This window comes from Agarivorans sp. Alg241-V36, assembly GCF_900537085.1.
Classification (GTDB): Bacteria; Pseudomonadota; Gammaproteobacteria; order Enterobacterales; family Celerinatantimonadaceae; genus Agarivorans.
Genome location: NZ_UNRE01000003.1, coordinates 15,123 through 29,931, shown reverse-complemented (window position 1 = coordinate 29,931; position 14,809 = coordinate 15,123). Strand labels below are relative to the sequence as shown.

Sequence of the window (14,809 nt, the reverse complement as noted above, 5' to 3'; positions counted from 1 at the left end):
TCGATTGAAAATAGCCGTGTCTTGTTACACGGTTTTTTTTTGTAAGTAAGAGTAGTGAATTATGACCTTACCTGAAGCGCAGCAGTTAGCCGTGAAAGATGCTATGCCAAAGCACGTTGCCATCATTATGGATGGTAACGGACGCTGGGCTCAGCAGCGCGGTAAATTGCGCATGTTTGGCCATCAAGCAGGGGTGAAGTCCGTAAGGCGGGCAGTGAGTTTTGCCACTCAACTTGGCGTAGAGTCATTAACCTTGTTTGCCTTTAGCAGCGAGAACTGGCAACGCCCTGAAGAAGAAGTGTCAAGCTTAATGAACTTGTTTTTGACAGTTTTGCAACGAGAAGTTAAAAAACTGAAAAACAATAATGTACAACTAAGAATTATTGGTGATACTTCTCGCTTTAGTGACAAATTACAAAAACGTATCGCCATTGCTCAGAATGAAACTGCAGCAAACGATGGCTTAGTGCTAAATATTGCTGCCAACTACGGTGGCCGTTGGGACATTGTGAACGCCAGCCAACAACTTGCAGAGCAAGTTAAAAAAGGTCGTTTAGATGCGCAAGACATTAGTGAAGAGCATATCTCAGCATTAATGGATAGCGATACCGTGGGCGACGTGGATTTATTAATCCGCACCGGTGGCGATCACCGAATTAGTAACTTTTTGTTATGGCAAACCGCTTATGCAGAGCTTTACTTTTGTGATGTGCTGTGGCCAGATTTTAACGACGATGCGTTTGGCGAGGCCATTGCCGCATTTGTTAGCCGCGAGCGTCGCTTTGGTTGTACTGGGGAACAGGTACAAGCTTTGTTGATAGATAATCAAAAAAATGAGGATCATTTTGCTTAAGCAAAGAATCATAACGGCGCTGATATTAGCGCCTTTGGCCCTAGCTGCAATTTTCATGTTACCGTTGTTTGGCTTAGCGGTGGTATTTGCTTTGGTGCTGGTGTTGGCAGCCAGAGAGTGGGCTAGAGTAGTGTCTGATCAAGGCTCAAAACGCTTGAGTTTTTTTGTTGTCTTTTCTTTGGTTTTTGGTTTGAGCTTATGGCAACTTCCGCTAGATAGCCTCGCGCAATCAACTTGGTTTAGCGCCATGTTGGGGCTTGCTGTCGCAGCTTGGCTAAGCAGTTTATATTTGCTTTCGCGTTACCCTCATTCGGCGACATTTTGGCACAACAGCAGCGCATTTAAGTTGCTGGTTGGGCTTGTAGTGCTACTTCCATTCTTTTGGTCACTCGTCTTTTTGCGCTCTGTTGACCCAGGTAATCCAGCTGTTGGTGGTGCTTGGGTGCTGTATGTACTTTTGCTAGTTTGGGCGGCAGATACTGGGGCTTACTTTGCTGGTAAGCGTTTTGGCAAACGCAAGTTGGCTAAAAACGTTAGCCCGAAGAAAACCATTGAAGGTTTGTTAGGTGGTTTGGCCGTCGCGGCTTTGGTTACGGTTGGCGCATTTATCTTCTTAGACATACCTGAAGGTAAAGAGTGGGTATTAGTGATTGCCAGTGGCTTTACCGTTCTAGCCTCGGTGGTGGGCGATTTAGTTGAAAGTATGTTTAAGCGACAAGCTGGTATAAAAGACAGCGGTAGTTTGCTTCCTGGTCATGGTGGTTTGCTTGACCGAATAGATAGCATGACCGCAGCGATGCCGGTATTTGCTTTTTTCTTCCTTCATTGGATGTAGTCCTTGATGAGCAAGCAATTGGTTATTCTTGGCGCTACTGGGTCGATTGGTAGTAGTACCCTTAAAGTCATCCGCGAAAATCCTCAGAGCTTTTCTTTATTTGGTGTGACTGGTGGTAAAAATCTCGCCACTATGTTGGACATTTGCCGCGAGTTCTCGCCTCAATACGCGTTAATGGCCGACGAAGCTAGTAATCACAAACTACGAGAAGCGATTAAAGCCGAATCTCTTAAGGTAGAAGTGCCTAGTGGTGACAAGGCTATAGCTGAGCTCGTGAAGGCCTCTGAAGTTGAGTTGGTGATGGCTGCCATTGTTGGTGCTGCTGGTTTGCTGCCGACCTTGGCCGCAGTAGAGGCGGGTAAAACCGTGTTGTTGGCCAATAAAGAAGCCTTGGTAATGAGTGGCGCTATCTTCATGGAAGCTGCCAGAAAAAGCGGTGCTCAAATTCTACCGGTCGACAGTGAGCACAATGCTATATTTCAATGCATGCCGGAACAAGTGCAACAGCAGCTTGGTTATTGTGATTTGTCTAACGCTGGCGTAAGCAAAATTTTACTTACTGGTTCAGGCGGGCCTTTCAGATACAATGACTTAGACAGCTTGTCTTCGGTTACCCCGGCACAGGCTTGCGCCCACCCTAATTGGTCGATGGGGCAAAAAATTTCTGTCGATTCTGCCACCATGATGAACAAAGGTTTAGAGTACATAGAAGCTAAACGCTTATTTAATACTCAGCCTAATCAAATAGACGTAATTATTCACCCCCAGTCAATTATTCATTCTATGGTGCAGTACTGCGATGGTTCGGTGTTGGCGCAAATGGGTCAACCTGATATGGCTACGCCAATTGCCCATGTAATGGCGTACCCACAACGGCAAGTTTCTGGGGTAGAAGCCTTAGATTTTTTCAGCATCGGCGAACTAAGCTTTATTCCACCCGATTACGCTAAATACCCTTGTTTGAAACTAGCTATCGATGCCTGTTACGAAAGCCAAACCGCAACCACTTGCTTAAACGCTGCTAACGAAGTTGCCGTGGAAGCTTTTTTGGCAGAACGAATAAAATTCACCCAGATTGCCGAAGTTGTCGCCACTTGCTTGGATAAACAAAGTTATATGGGCGCCGAAACTGAACTTTCAGTTTTACTAGAGGTCGACCAAAGGGCGCGAATGCATGCTGATGCAGCGGTTAAAAGGATCTGTGCATGAACGAAGTGATTTGGAACACCAGCTTTTTTATTATTGCCTTGGGCATCTTGGTAACGGTTCATGAGTTTGGCCACTTTTGGGTTGCCCGCCGTTGTGGTGTTAAAGTCGAGCGTTTCTCAATAGGTTTTGGTAAAGCTCTTTGGCGTAAAACAGCCAAAGATGGTACTGAATATGTCGTGGCAATGATTCCACTCGGTGGCTACGTAAAAATGCTCGATGAACGAGTTGCTGAAGTGCCTGCCGAGCTTCGTTCTCAAGCTTTTAACAATAAAACATTGGTTCAGCGCAGTGCAGTTGTTGCGGCTGGTCCTATTGCGAACTTCTTGTTGGCTATATTGGCCTTCTGGTTAATGTTTGTTATTGGTGTGCCGTCAGTGAAACCGGTTCTTGGTGGTGTTGCACCTAACAGTATTGCAGAGCAAGCAGGGCTTAGAGCGGGTCACGAAATTATCATGATTGACGGCCAACAAACGCTTGATTGGGAAAGCGTTAATTTAGCCTTAGTGAGTCAGCTAGGCAATGAGTCCATGGCTGTCGAAGTGCAAGACACCGAAACCCAACAAACTCAAATAGCATATTTAGACATCCGCCAATGGCAATTAGACAGTGAGCAGCAAAGCCCAATTATTAGTATAGGCTTGCAGCCATTTAGCCCGACTATCTCGATGAGTGTGGCTAAAGTAGTTGATGGTAAGCCCGCCGCAGAAGCTGGCTTGTTAGAAGGTGATAAACTCTTGGCGCTTGATGGCGTTGAACTGGCTGCTTGGCAAGATTTTGTTACTTATGTTCAAGCAAGGCCGCATCAGCCAATTGTTGTTGATGTGGAGCGTTTGGGTCGCTCAGTACAGCTAACTATGACTCCGGAAGCTAGAGAGTACCAAGGAAAAGAAAGTGGCTATGTAGGTTTGGCACCTGAAGTCTCCGAGTTTCCAGAAAAATATAGAATTGATTTGCATTACGGCGTTTTTGATGCGTTTGGTAAATCTCTCGAACGAACTTGGCATTTAAGCAAATTGACCGTATCTATGATCGGTAAATTGGTGACAGGCGTGGTTTCATTAGATAACCTTAGCGGTCCAATATCTATCGCTAAAGGTGCTGGAGCTACTGCCGACTACGGCTTGGTGTATTTTTTAGGTTTTGTTGCCTTGGTAAGTATCAACTTAGGCATTATTAATTTGTTTCCCTTGCCAGTGCTAGATGGTGGTCATCTGGTATTTTTTGCCATTGAGGGCATTACTGGTAAACCCGTGTCAGAGCGTGTGCAGGAAATTGGATTTAGGATTGGCGCAGTGTTAGTGATGGCTTTGATGAGTCTTGCTATTTTTAATGATTTTATGCGCTTATAACAATTAAATAGGACGTTCTTTTTTCTTATGTTCAAAAAGCAGTTGGTTGTTGGACTTTTACTAGCCTGCATCTCCGGAACGACTCTCGCCGCTGGAAATTCGGCGTTTACTGTTGCAGATATTCGGATCGAGGGATTACAACGGGTATCTTTGGGTGCGGCGTTGTTGCAAATTCCTTTACGAATCGGCGACGAGGTGGAAAGCTCTCAAGTTAGTGACAGTATTAAGCGCTTGTATCGCAGTGGCAATTTCGAGGACGTGCAAGTTTTCCGCGACGGCGATGCATTGGTATTCAAAGTTCTTGAAAGACCTACCGTTAGTAATATTGAATACTCCGGCAACAAGGACATCAAAACAGAACAGCTTGAAGAGTCTTTGCGTTCATCGGGTATCAAAATTGGTGAGCCTTTAGATAAAACTAACCTTCGCAATATTGAAAAAAGTCTTGAAGACTTTTATTACAGCGTTGGTAAGTACAGTGCGCGCGTTAAAGCGATTGTTACGCCCTTGCCGCGTAACCGAGTTGATTTGAAGTTTAACTTCCAAGAAGGTTTGTCTGCGGAAATTGAACAAATTAACATTATTGGTAACCAAAAGTTTTCTTCTGGTGAGCTAATTAAACGTATGTCGCTCACCGACAGCGCGCCTTGGTGGAATGTATTAGCTGACCAAAAGTATCAAAAGCAAAAGCTAGCGGGTGACTTAGAAACCATTAATAGCTTTTATTATGACCGCGGTTATATTCGCTTTAAAGTTGACTCTACCCAAGTCGCTTTAACGCCCGATAAGAAAGGCATTTACATTACCATTAATGTTGACGAAGGCGAAATCTACAAAGTAGAGAAAGTCGAGTTGGCCGGTAACCTGCTAGATAAGAGCGCAGAGTTAAATGGCTTGGTGAGCATTAATCAAGGCGACACCTATAGCGGAGCCGAAGTGACTAAAACTGAAGAGTTGCTATCTAAGTTCTTGGGTCGCTACGGCTACGCTTATCCTCAGGTTAATGTTTTCCCAGTAATTAACGATGAAGATAAAACTGTCGTTCTTAACATCAATATAGACCCAGGTAGCCGTGTTTACGTTCGTCGAATTAACGTGAGTGGCAATACCATCACTAAAGATGAAGTACTTCGTCGTGAAATGCGTCAAATGGAAGGTACTTGGTTATCAAGCCGTTTGGTTGAGCAATCTAGAGCGCGTTTAAGCCGTTTAGGTTTCTTTGAAACCGTTGATGTTGAGACGGTGAAAATTCCAGGCTCCGATGACCAAGTGGATGTGAACTTTGCGGTTAAAGAGCAGCCTTCGGGTTCGTTTAATGCTGGTGTAGGCTTCGGTACTGAATCTGGTTTAAGCCTGTCTGCTGGCGTGCAGCAGGATAACTTTTTGGGCACAGGTAACCGAGCGGGTATTAACGTAAGTACTAACAAATACTCTAAGAACTTTGATGTGAACTTTACTGACCCTTATTTTACTAAAGATGGTGTTAGTTTTGGTGGTCGTTTCTACTACACCGACTTTGAAGCATCCAAAGCCGATATTGTTGACTACAACAATGAAACTATCGGTTTGCGCGGCACTCTAGGCTTTCCGGTTAATGAATACAACCGCTTAAGTGCCAGCTTAGGTTTAGAGCAAAACAAGATTTCCCAGTTAAATGCTTATGCGCAGATCCAACAATTTTGGGATATTTACGCCCCGCACCGAAATGATGATGGTTCATTAACCTTTGGCTCCTTAGATACTACCTTGGGTTGGAGTCGTAATACTTTAAATAACGGTTCCATGCCAACGGCAGGTTCTTCGCAGAAATTCGATACAAAGATAACCATTCCTGGTTCTGACGTTCAGTATTTTAAAATGAGCTTTGATACACGTCATTTCTTCCCTATTACTACTAACCACGACTGGGCCTTCGCGGTGCGCGGTAAAGTTGGCTACGGTAATGGTTATGGGCAAATTGAAGGTAACGATCAAATTTTGCCTTTCTTCGAAAACTTTTATGCCGGCGGTTACTCCTCTTTAAGAGGGTTCCGTTCAAATACAGTGGGACCTCGTGCGCTTTATTTAGTGGATAATAACGGCAGCTCGTACGTCACTGCATCAGATGATTCGGTGGGCGGAAACGCCTTGGCAGTAGGTTCAGCAGAGCTTATCTTCCCAACTCCATTTCTTGATGAAGCCTACATTCGTCAAGTTCGTACCACTGCGTTTATGGATTTTGGTACGGTTTGGGATACCGAGTTTGATTATGAACGGTATAGTCAAATGCAATGTATTAGATATTGTGACCGTTTTGGTGATTATTCATCACCGGACCGAATTCGCGTTTCAGTTGGTGTGTCTGTTCAATGGCTCTCTCCAATGGGACCTCTGGTATTCTCGCTAGCTAAGCCAATAAAGAGTTACGAAGGGGACCGTTCAGAAACCTTCTCATTTAATATTGGCCAAACTTTTTAACTTTTGATTTTAGGAGTAAATCTTTTGAAAAAACTTATTGCTGCTGTAGCCCTTGCTGCAACTATCGTAACCCCAAGTTTTAGTGCACTAGCTGATACAAAAATTGCTGTGATTAATATTGCTGAAGTTTTTCAGCAACTGCCTCAGCGTGACACTCTGCAAAAAACCTTAAAAGACGAATTTGAAGTGCGCGTGCAGGAAGTTCGTGGCTTGGAAGCTGAAATGCAGCGTCTTTATGACAAGCGCGAAAAAGATGGAGAGCTGCTAGGTCAGCAGGAAGTGACTAAAATTACCCGTCAGCTTGAAACTATGCAGGCTGAATACAAACTTAAGCGTAAGAACTTAGAAGAAGACCAACGCCGTCGTGGTGCTGAAGAGCAACAAAAATTAATGGTAAAAGTTCAAGACGCGGTTGTTGAAGTATCTAAAGCACAGGGCTACGATTTAGTATTGCCTTTAGATGCGACAGCGTATGCATCTGACTCTTTGGATATTACCAAACAGGTTGTTCAACAAGTGAGTAAGAGTAAGTAGCTATGACACTAAGCCTTGGCCAAATCGCTGAGCAACTCGGGCTTACCCTTCAGGGTGATCCCGAGCTAGTTATTGCTAATATTGCTCCCTTTGAAAAAGCCGGGGCGCAAGAAATAAGCTTTTTAACTAACGCAAAGTACAAACCTTTGCTGGCCACTAGCAAAGCTGGCGCGCTTATTTTGTCGAAAAGTTATGCCGATGCTTTTCCAGGTAATGCCCTAATTAGCGAAGACCCTTATGTGAGTTACGCTCAATTAGCGCAATTACTAGATACCACTCCAGCTTGCGCAAGCAGTATTCACCCATCTGCTGTTATCGAAGATGGCGCTAGAATAGGGGATAGCGTATCTATTGGTGCGAATGCAGTTATCGAAAGCGGTGCTGTTTTAGGCAATGGAGCTCAAATAGGAGCAGGTTGCTTTATTGGCAAAAATGCCAAGATTGGCGCAAATACAAAACTGTGGGCCAATTGCAGCATCTACCACGAAGTTCAAATCGGCCAACAGTGCTTAATTCAAAGTAATACCGTGATCGGTTGTGACGGTTTTGGTTATGCCAATAAGCAAGGCCAATGGGTGAAAATACCGCAATTGGGCACAGTGATTATTGGCGACAAAGTTGAAATCGGCGCTTCGGTTGCGATAGACCGTGGCGCACTGGATAATACTGAAATTGCTTCCAACGTGATTATCGATAACCAAGTACATATTGCTCACAACGTGACTATTGGCACCGGAACAGCCATCGCTGGTACAACCGGCATTGCAGGTAGCACAAGTATTGGTAGGTACTGCATTATAGGTGGTGGTGTTGGCATTAATGGTCACATCGAGGTATGCGACCAAGTGACTATCACCGGTTATTCTATGGTCACTAAATCAATTCGTGAACCTGGAACGTATTCTTCCGGCATGCCTACCCAAGCTAATCGACAATGGCGAAAGTCGATGGCTCGCCTATCTCAAATCGATGAGATGCATAAACGCATTGTAAGCTTAGAGCGCAAAAACAGCGCTGAAGCTGACTAAATTAGGAACAGATTTTGACTAAACAACTTAACCGCTTAGAAATTCAAGATATCATGGAGCTATTGCCTCACCGCTACCCATTTTTGTTGGTAGATCGGGTATTGGATTTTGAAGAAGGTAAAACGCTACACGCCATTAAAAATGTAACGTTTAACGAACCGTTTTTTACTGGCCACTTTCCTCAGCAGCCGGTTTTCCCCGGTGTGTTGATTCTTGAAGCATTGGCCCAATGTACTGGGATCTTAGCGTTTAAATCTACTACTAAGCCAGCTGATAACGAGCTTTACTATTTTGCTGGTATTGATAATGCCCGCTTCAAAAAGCCGGTTGGACCTGGTGACGTATTGCACCTTGAAGTTGAATTATTGCGCGATCGTCGTGGCATCGGCAAATTTAGCTGTGTCGCCAAAGTTGAGGGCGAAGTGGTATGTAGCGGCGAAATAATGTGCGCACGTAGGGCCTACAAATAAGTGGAGCTGAGTATGATAGATAGCACTGCAAGTATACATCCAAGCGCCATTATCGAAGGCAATGTAAAAATTGGTGCCAATACCACAGTGGGTGCCTTTACCATTATTCGCGGTGAAGTTGAAATTGGTGAAAATTGTCAAATCGCTTCACATGTTGTGATTAAGGGCCATTCTAAAATCGGTAATAATAACCGTATTTTTCAATTCGCTTCGGTGGGCGAAGACTGCCAAGATTTAAAATATGCCGGTGAAGACACCTATTTAGAAATTGGTGACAACAATACTATCCGCGAAAGTGTGACGATTCATCGAGGCACCACCCAAGATCAAGGTCTTACCAAAATTGGTAGCAACTGCTTGTTTATGATTAATGCTCACGTTGCTCACGACTGTGTTGTAGGTAATGGTTGTATTTTTGCTAACAATGCCACATTGGCTGGTCATGTAACTATTGGTGATAACGTAATTTTTGGTGGCCAAGCGGCTATTCATCAGTTTGGTAAAGTTGGTTCTTATGCCTTTGTTGGTGGCTGTGCGGCAGTAAATAAAGATGTTCCTCCTTATGTGATGGCTGTCGGTAACTATGCTCGTCCAGTAGCGGTGAATACTGAAGGTTTGTTACGCAGAGGCTTCAGTAAAGATGCTATTAAGGCAATTCGCCAAGCCTACAAAACGCTATACCGTAGTGGAAATACCTTAGAGGAAGCGCTAAGTCAGATAGAGTTGTCTGCTGAGCAATATCCGGAGGTTAAGCTGTTTGCTGATTTTCTAAAAGAAAACGGTCGAGGCATCGTTCGCTAATGGCCCAAGCGGATTTACATATCGCTATTGTCGCCGGGGAAGTCTCCGGCGATATTTTAGGTGCCGGATTAATCTCTGCGCTTAAACAGCAATACCCCAATGCGCGCTTTTCCGGCATTGCTGGTCCGTTAATGCAAGAACAAGGCTGTGAGGCCTTGTTTGATATGGAAGAACTGTCGGTAATGGGCCTAGTGGAAGTGCTAGGGCGCTTGCCGCGTATTTTAAAAATCCGCAAACAACTGCTCCAACAATATACTCAATCTCCTCCAGATATTTATATTGGTATTGATGCGCCAGATTTTAACTTAGGTTTAGAACATAAACTGCACGCCAAGGGAGTTAAGACCGTTCATTACGTGAGCCCCTCGGTTTGGGCATGGAAGCAAAAGCGCGTTTTTAAAATTAAAGAAGGCTGCAATAAAATTCTGGTTTTCTTGCCGTTTGAAAAAGCCTTCTATGACCGTTTTGAGGTACCTTGTGAGTTCGTTGGCCATACACTGGCAGATCAAGTTCCTATGCATAGCCCACAGCTCCCGGCTATCGAACAGTTGGGCTTAGATTGCACCAGAAAAGTGCTGGCTATTTTGCCTGGTAGTCGAAATGCTGAAGTAGGTTTACTTACACCCGTGTTTCTTGAATCAGCCAAAAAACTACTTAAGCAATATCCTGATTTACAGCTAGTTGCTCCATTAGTGAATCAACGTCGTCGAGAACAATTTGAAGCTCTAGTCAGTGAACATGCTCCAGAGCTAGATATTAAAGTGGTAGACGGACAAGCTCGCACCGTAATGACAGCTGCAGACGCTATTTTATTAGCTTCTGGTACGGCAACGCTAGAAGCGATGTTAGTAAAACGGCCTATGGTGGTTGCTTATCGATTCAAGCCTTTGACTTATCGAATTGCAAAGCTAATTGTTAATGCCAAATTTGCCGCCTTGCCTAACTTACTTGCCGACAAAATGATCGTACAAGAATATGTGCAAGAAGATTGCACCAGCGACAACATTGTAGCTGAGCTAAGCCGCCTGCTTAAAAGCGACAACAGCAAGCTTATTGATAAGTTTACTGAGTTACACCAGCAAATCCGTTGTGATGCTGACCAAAAAGCAGCGCAAGCGGTTATTGAAGTAATAAATAGTTAGTTTTCCTTACACGCGTTTCTGGAGTTGTCATGACGCCTTTTGTTTATCCTTCTGGTTATTCTGTTTTCGCTGGCGTTGATGAAGTAGGGCGTGGTCCCTTAGTGGGTGACGTGGTAACCGCAGCGGTCATCCTTGATCCTAAGCAGCCTATTACCGGATTAAACGATTCTAAAAAGCTCTCCGAGAAAAAACGATTGCCTCTCGCCGAAGAGATAAAGAAACATGCCATCGCCTGGGCGATAGGGCGAGCAACTCCGCAAGAAATAGATGAGCTAAACATTTTGCATGCAACCATGCTGGCGATGTCTAGAGCCGTTGCGGCCTTGAGCGTTACTCCTGAGTTTGCTTTGATCGATGGTAATCGAGAGCCTCAACTAAATATTCCCTGCCAAGCGGTAATTAAAGGTGATGGTTTGGTAGCCGAGATTAGCGCCGCGTCTATTATCGCAAAAGTGGCGCGAGACCAAGAAATGGTCGAGCTCGATGCCCGCTATCCAGAATATCAGTTTGCTAAACACAAAGGCTATCCCACAGCCTTGCATTTGGAAATGCTAGAAAAACATGGTGCAATTGCCGAGCATCGCCGTAGTTTTAAACCGGTACAACGGGTTTTAGGAGAGCTGTAGTTTTGTCTGAATCTGCACCAGTACCAAGCCCATCTTTTATTCATCTTCGGGTCCACTCGGACTTTTCGATGATGGACGGCCTTAAAAAAGTTAAACCGATAGTGGCCAAAGCTGCCGAGCTAAACATGCCGGCCATCGCCTTAACCGATCAAACCAACTTTTGTGGCTTGGTGAAGTTTTACGGTGAAGCCCATAATCAGGGGATAAAGCCGATTGTGGGCTGTGATTTTTATGTGCAGTCTGAAGAGTTGGGTGAAACTCAATTTCGCTTAACGCTGCTGGCCAGTGATAACCAGGGCTATCAAAACTTAACCATGCTCATTTCGCGTGCCTACCTCAGAGGGCAACTGCAGGGCAAGCCGGTAATTGATAGGCAATGGCTAAGCGAGCACGCCGAAGGGCTTATTGTTCTATCAGGAGCACGCCAAGGCGATGTAGGTATCGCCTTACTCAAGGGAAATCATGAGTTGGTTGAAAGTAGTTTGGCTTTTTATCAGCAACATTTTCCAAATAACTATTTCTTAGAACTGATTCGCACTGGTCGTCCAGATGAAGAAAACTACCTGCATATGGCGGTGACCTTAGCTGGCGAACACCAGCTGCCGGTAGTTGCTACCAATGAAGTGGTATTTTTAGAGCCTGACCAGTTTCAGCCTCATGAGGTGAGGGTAGCAATTCATGATGGTTTTGCCATTGATGATAGCCGCCGGCCCAAAAAGTATAGTCCCCAACAGTACTTGCGCAGTGAGCAAGAAATGCTGGAACTGTTTGCCGATATCCCAGAGGCTCTGCAAAACTCAGTAGAAATTGCCAAACGTTGTAACGTAACTGTACGCTTAGGTGAGTACTTTTTGCCTGACTTTCCTACTGAAGGTCTACCCATTGAAGAGTTCTTCTGTAAAGTATCTTGGGATGGATTAGAAGAGCGCTTAGAGTTTTTATTTCCCGATCCTGAAGAGCGTGCTAAGCGTCGCCCTGAGTACGACGAACGCTTGCAAATCGAACTTGACGTAATTAACCAAATGGGTTTCCCTGGTTACTTCCTTATTGTGATGGAGTTCATCCAGTGGAGTAAGGACAACAATATCCCCGTTGGCCCAGGTCGTGGTTCTGGTGCAGGGTCTTTAGTTGCCTATGCTCAAAAAATTACCGATCTAGACCCGCTTGAATTCGACTTGCTGTTTGAGCGCTTCTTGAACCCTGAACGGGTATCTATGCCCGATTTTGATGTCGATTTTTGCATGGACCGTCGTGATGAGGTTATCGACCACGTTGCCGAGCTTTACGGCCGTGATGCGGTATCGCAGATTATCACCTTTGGTACCATGGCCGCTAAGGCGGTGGTGCGCGACGTGGGCCGTGTGCTTGGTCATCCTTTTGGTTTTGTCGACCGTATTTCGAAGCTCATTCCGCCAGACCCGGGTATGACGCTGGAAAAAGCCTTTGAAGCTGAACCTCGTTTACCAGAGCTTTATAACGGAGACCAAGAAGTTCGCGAGTTGATAGACATGGCTCGAGTACTTGAAGGGGTTACCCGAAACGCCGGTAAACACGCCGGTGGTGTCGTTATTTCGCCCACTACCATTACCGACTTTGCACCGCTATATTGTGATGCAGAAGGTAAAAACCCGGTTACTCAGTTTGATAAAAATGATGTTGAATATGCCGGCTTAGTAAAGTTTGATTTCTTAGGCCTGCGTACTCTTACCATCATTCAATGGGCCTTGGATATGCTTAACCCTGTGCTAGAAGCCAAGGGTGAGCAGCCGATCGATATTGCGGCAATTTCTACCACTGACCAAAAATCATTTAGATTATTGCAAGACTGCAAAACTACCGCGGTATTCCAGCTGGAATCTCGCGGTATGAAGGACTTGATCAAGCGTCTTAAGCCAGACTGTTTTGAGGATATGATCGCACTTGTAGCGTTGTTCAGACCGGGTCCGCTGCAATCGGGCATGGTAGATAACTTTATCGAGCGTAAACATGGTCGAGAAGCAATTTCGTACCCTGATGAAACTTGGCAACACGACAGCCTGCAACCTATTTTAGAGCCGACCTACGGTATTATTCTTTACCAAGAACAGGTAATGCAGATTGCTCAGGTATTAGCAGGCTACACCCTGGGTGGCGCTGATATGCTGCGCCGGGCTATGGGTAAGAAAAAACCTGAAGAAATGGCCAAGCAGCGGGCGGTATTTGAAGAAGGCTCTATTAAGAATGGGGTCGATGGCGAACTGTCCATGAAGATCTTTGACTTGGTAGAGAAATTCGCTGGCTATGGTTTTAACAAGTCTCACTCAGCTGCTTATGCCTTAGTTTCTTATCAAACGCTGTGGATGAAGGCACATTATCCTTCCTACTTCATGGCCGCCGTGATGTCGGCCGATATGGATAACACCGATAAAATTGTTACATTGGTAGATGAATGTAACAACATGGGGTTGAAGCTGGTCCCACCAGATGTAAACACCGGTTTGTTCAAGTTCTCGGTGAATGCCGATGAAGAAATTGTTTATGGTATTGGTGCGATTAAAGGCGTAGGTGAAGGCCCTATTGATGCCATTTTAGAGGCCAGACAAAGTGGCCCATTTATCGACCTCTTTGATTTTTGTTGTCGCCTAGATCTCAAGAAAATCAATAAAAGGGTGATTGAGAAACTAATCATGGCCGGAGCCATGGACAAACTAGGCCCGCACCGCGCAGCAATGATGGTAACTTTACCAACGGCTATGCAAGCCGCTTCACAACATGCAAAAGCCTCTGCCCGTGGTCAAGAAGACTTATTTGGCATTATTGCCGAAGAAGAGGATGAGCGTCCAGAATTTATTGATGAACCGGTTTTGACAGAAAAAGTCTGGTTAGAAGGGGAAAAAGAAACCCTTGGTCTATACCTAACTGGTCACCCGGTTAACCGCTACTTAAAAGAGTTTCGCCAATACACTACTGGCCGCTTGGTGGACATTCGCCCTACCGGCCGCGGTACCACCTCAACGGTAGCAGGCCTAGTGCTTTCTACACGAGTAATGCTCACTAAGCGCGGTTCTAAAATGGGTATCATTCAACTGGATGATCGCAGTGCCCGTTTAGATGTGATGTTCTTTAGTGAAGCCTTCGATACTTACCAAGAATTGTTAGAAAAAGATCGCATGTTGGTGATTCAAGGAGAGGTCAGCGTTGATGATTTCTCCGGAGGCATTAAAATGACTGCTCGTGAAGTCATGGATTTGTCGATGGCTCGTGAACGTTGGATGAAAAAACTGCGTTTACGGATGTGTCGTGACCAGCTAGATGAGTTGTTCTGGCAAAGATTTTACGAAGTGTTAGAGCCGTATCGAGCGGGAACCTGCCCAATAGCAATAAGTTATGAGGGCGATAATGCCAGTGGCATGTTAAGCTTAGGCACCGATTGGCGAATTACGCCGAGTGAAGATTTAATAGAGGCGTTGACCCAACTGCTGGGACAACAGCAAGTCACCCTAGAATTTAATTAAGAAAAAGATTA

12 protein-coding genes are annotated in these 14,809 nt (G+C 45.0%); all 12 read left to right on the top strand.

What is annotated here, in order from left to right; translation table 11 throughout:
* Positions 1–61: 61 nt before the first annotated feature.
* From uppS to dnaE, 12 genes are read left to right on the top strand one after another with little or no spacing between them, the layout of a single operon-like run.
* Positions 62–853, top strand: coding sequence for a polyprenyl diphosphate synthase (gene uppS / locus G6R11_RS07530; RefSeq protein ID WP_163132469.1), 792 nt, complete (start codon positions 62–64; stop codon positions 851–853).
* Complete coding sequence (locus tag G6R11_RS07525; RefSeq protein ID WP_255494571.1) at positions 834–1,688, top strand: phosphatidate cytidylyltransferase; 855 nt, start codon at positions 834–836, stop codon at positions 1,686–1,688. The genes uppS and G6R11_RS07525 overlap by 20 nt, the downstream gene beginning before the upstream one ends.
* 6 nt (positions 1,689–1,694) lie before the next feature.
* Positions 1,695–2,897 (top strand): 1-deoxy-D-xylulose-5-phosphate reductoisomerase, encoded by a 1,203-nt coding sequence (gene ispC / locus G6R11_RS07520; protein WP_163132467.1) that lies wholly within the window; start codon positions 1,695–1,697, stop codon positions 2,895–2,897.
* Entirely contained in the window at positions 2,894–4,246 is a 1,353-nt protein-coding gene (gene rseP / locus G6R11_RS07515) for a sigma E protease regulator RseP (protein WP_163132466.1), read from the top strand. The genes ispC and rseP overlap by 4 nt, the downstream gene beginning before the upstream one ends.
* Positions 4,247–4,273: 27 nt before the next feature.
* Positions 4,274–6,703, top strand: coding sequence for an outer membrane protein assembly factor BamA (gene bamA / locus G6R11_RS07510; protein ID WP_163132465.1), 2,430 nt, complete (start codon positions 4,274–4,276; stop codon positions 6,701–6,703).
* A gap of 24 nt (positions 6,704–6,727) precedes the next feature.
* Complete coding sequence (locus G6R11_RS07505) at positions 6,728–7,237, top strand: OmpH family outer membrane protein (protein ID WP_163132464.1); 510 nt, start codon at positions 6,728–6,730, stop codon at positions 7,235–7,237.
* Positions 7,238–7,239: 2 nt separating this feature from the next.
* Positions 7,240–8,265, top strand: a complete 1,026-nt coding sequence (gene lpxD / locus G6R11_RS07500; protein ID WP_163132463.1) for a UDP-3-O-(3-hydroxymyristoyl)glucosamine N-acyltransferase — start codon at positions 7,240–7,242, stop codon at positions 8,263–8,265.
* A 14-nt stretch (positions 8,266–8,279) separates the two neighbouring features.
* Positions 8,280–8,735, top strand: coding sequence for a 3-hydroxyacyl-ACP dehydratase FabZ (gene fabZ / locus G6R11_RS07495; protein WP_163132462.1), 456 nt, complete (start codon positions 8,280–8,282; stop codon positions 8,733–8,735).
* A gap of 12 nt (positions 8,736–8,747) precedes the next feature.
* Positions 8,748–9,536, top strand: a complete 789-nt coding sequence (gene lpxA, locus G6R11_RS07490; protein WP_163132461.1) for an acyl-ACP--UDP-N-acetylglucosamine O-acyltransferase — start codon at positions 8,748–8,750, stop codon at positions 9,534–9,536.
* A complete protein-coding gene (gene lpxB, locus G6R11_RS07485; RefSeq protein WP_163132460.1) occupies positions 9,536–10,678 on the top strand; it encodes a lipid-A-disaccharide synthase in 1,143 nt (380 codons plus the stop codon). The genes lpxA and lpxB overlap by 1 nt, the downstream gene beginning before the upstream one ends.
* Positions 10,679–10,707: 29 nt before the next feature.
* Positions 10,708–11,304, top strand: a complete 597-nt coding sequence (rnhB, locus tag G6R11_RS07480; RefSeq protein WP_163132459.1) for a ribonuclease HII — start codon at positions 10,708–10,710, stop codon at positions 11,302–11,304.
* 2 nt (positions 11,305–11,306) lie between these two features.
* The gene (gene dnaE / locus G6R11_RS07475) at positions 11,307–14,798 is read left to right on the top strand and encodes a DNA polymerase III subunit alpha (RefSeq protein WP_255494570.1); all 3,492 of its coding nucleotides are present in this window, start codon (positions 11,307–11,309) and stop codon (positions 14,796–14,798) included.
* The last annotated feature ends 11 nt before the right edge of the window (positions 14,799–14,809 follow it).

What these genes read in the sequence shown, in the direction of transcription:
- uppS (WP_163132469.1), top strand. Translation starts at nt 62, where the DNA reads ATGACCTTACCTGAAGCGCAGCAGTTAGCCGTGAAAGATGCTATGCCA.
- G6R11_RS07525 (WP_255494571.1), top strand. Translation starts at nt 834, where the DNA reads ATGAGGATCATTTTGCTTAAGCAAAGAATCATAACGGCGCTGATATTA.
- ispC (WP_163132467.1), top strand. Translation starts at nt 1,695, where the DNA reads ATGAGCAAGCAATTGGTTATTCTTGGCGCTACTGGGTCGATTGGTAGT.
- rseP (WP_163132466.1), top strand. Translation starts at nt 2,894, where the DNA reads ATGAACGAAGTGATTTGGAACACCAGCTTTTTTATTATTGCCTTGGGC.
- bamA (WP_163132465.1), top strand. Translation starts at nt 4,274, where the DNA reads ATGTTCAAAAAGCAGTTGGTTGTTGGACTTTTACTAGCCTGCATCTCC.
- lpxD (WP_163132463.1), top strand. Translation starts at nt 7,240, where the DNA reads ATGACACTAAGCCTTGGCCAAATCGCTGAGCAACTCGGGCTTACCCTT.
- lpxA (WP_163132461.1), top strand. Translation starts at nt 8,748, where the DNA reads ATGATAGATAGCACTGCAAGTATACATCCAAGCGCCATTATCGAAGGC.
- lpxB (WP_163132460.1), top strand. Translation starts at nt 9,536, where the DNA reads ATGGCCCAAGCGGATTTACATATCGCTATTGTCGCCGGGGAAGTCTCC.
- rnhB (WP_163132459.1), top strand. Translation starts at nt 10,708, where the DNA reads ATGACGCCTTTTGTTTATCCTTCTGGTTATTCTGTTTTCGCTGGCGTT.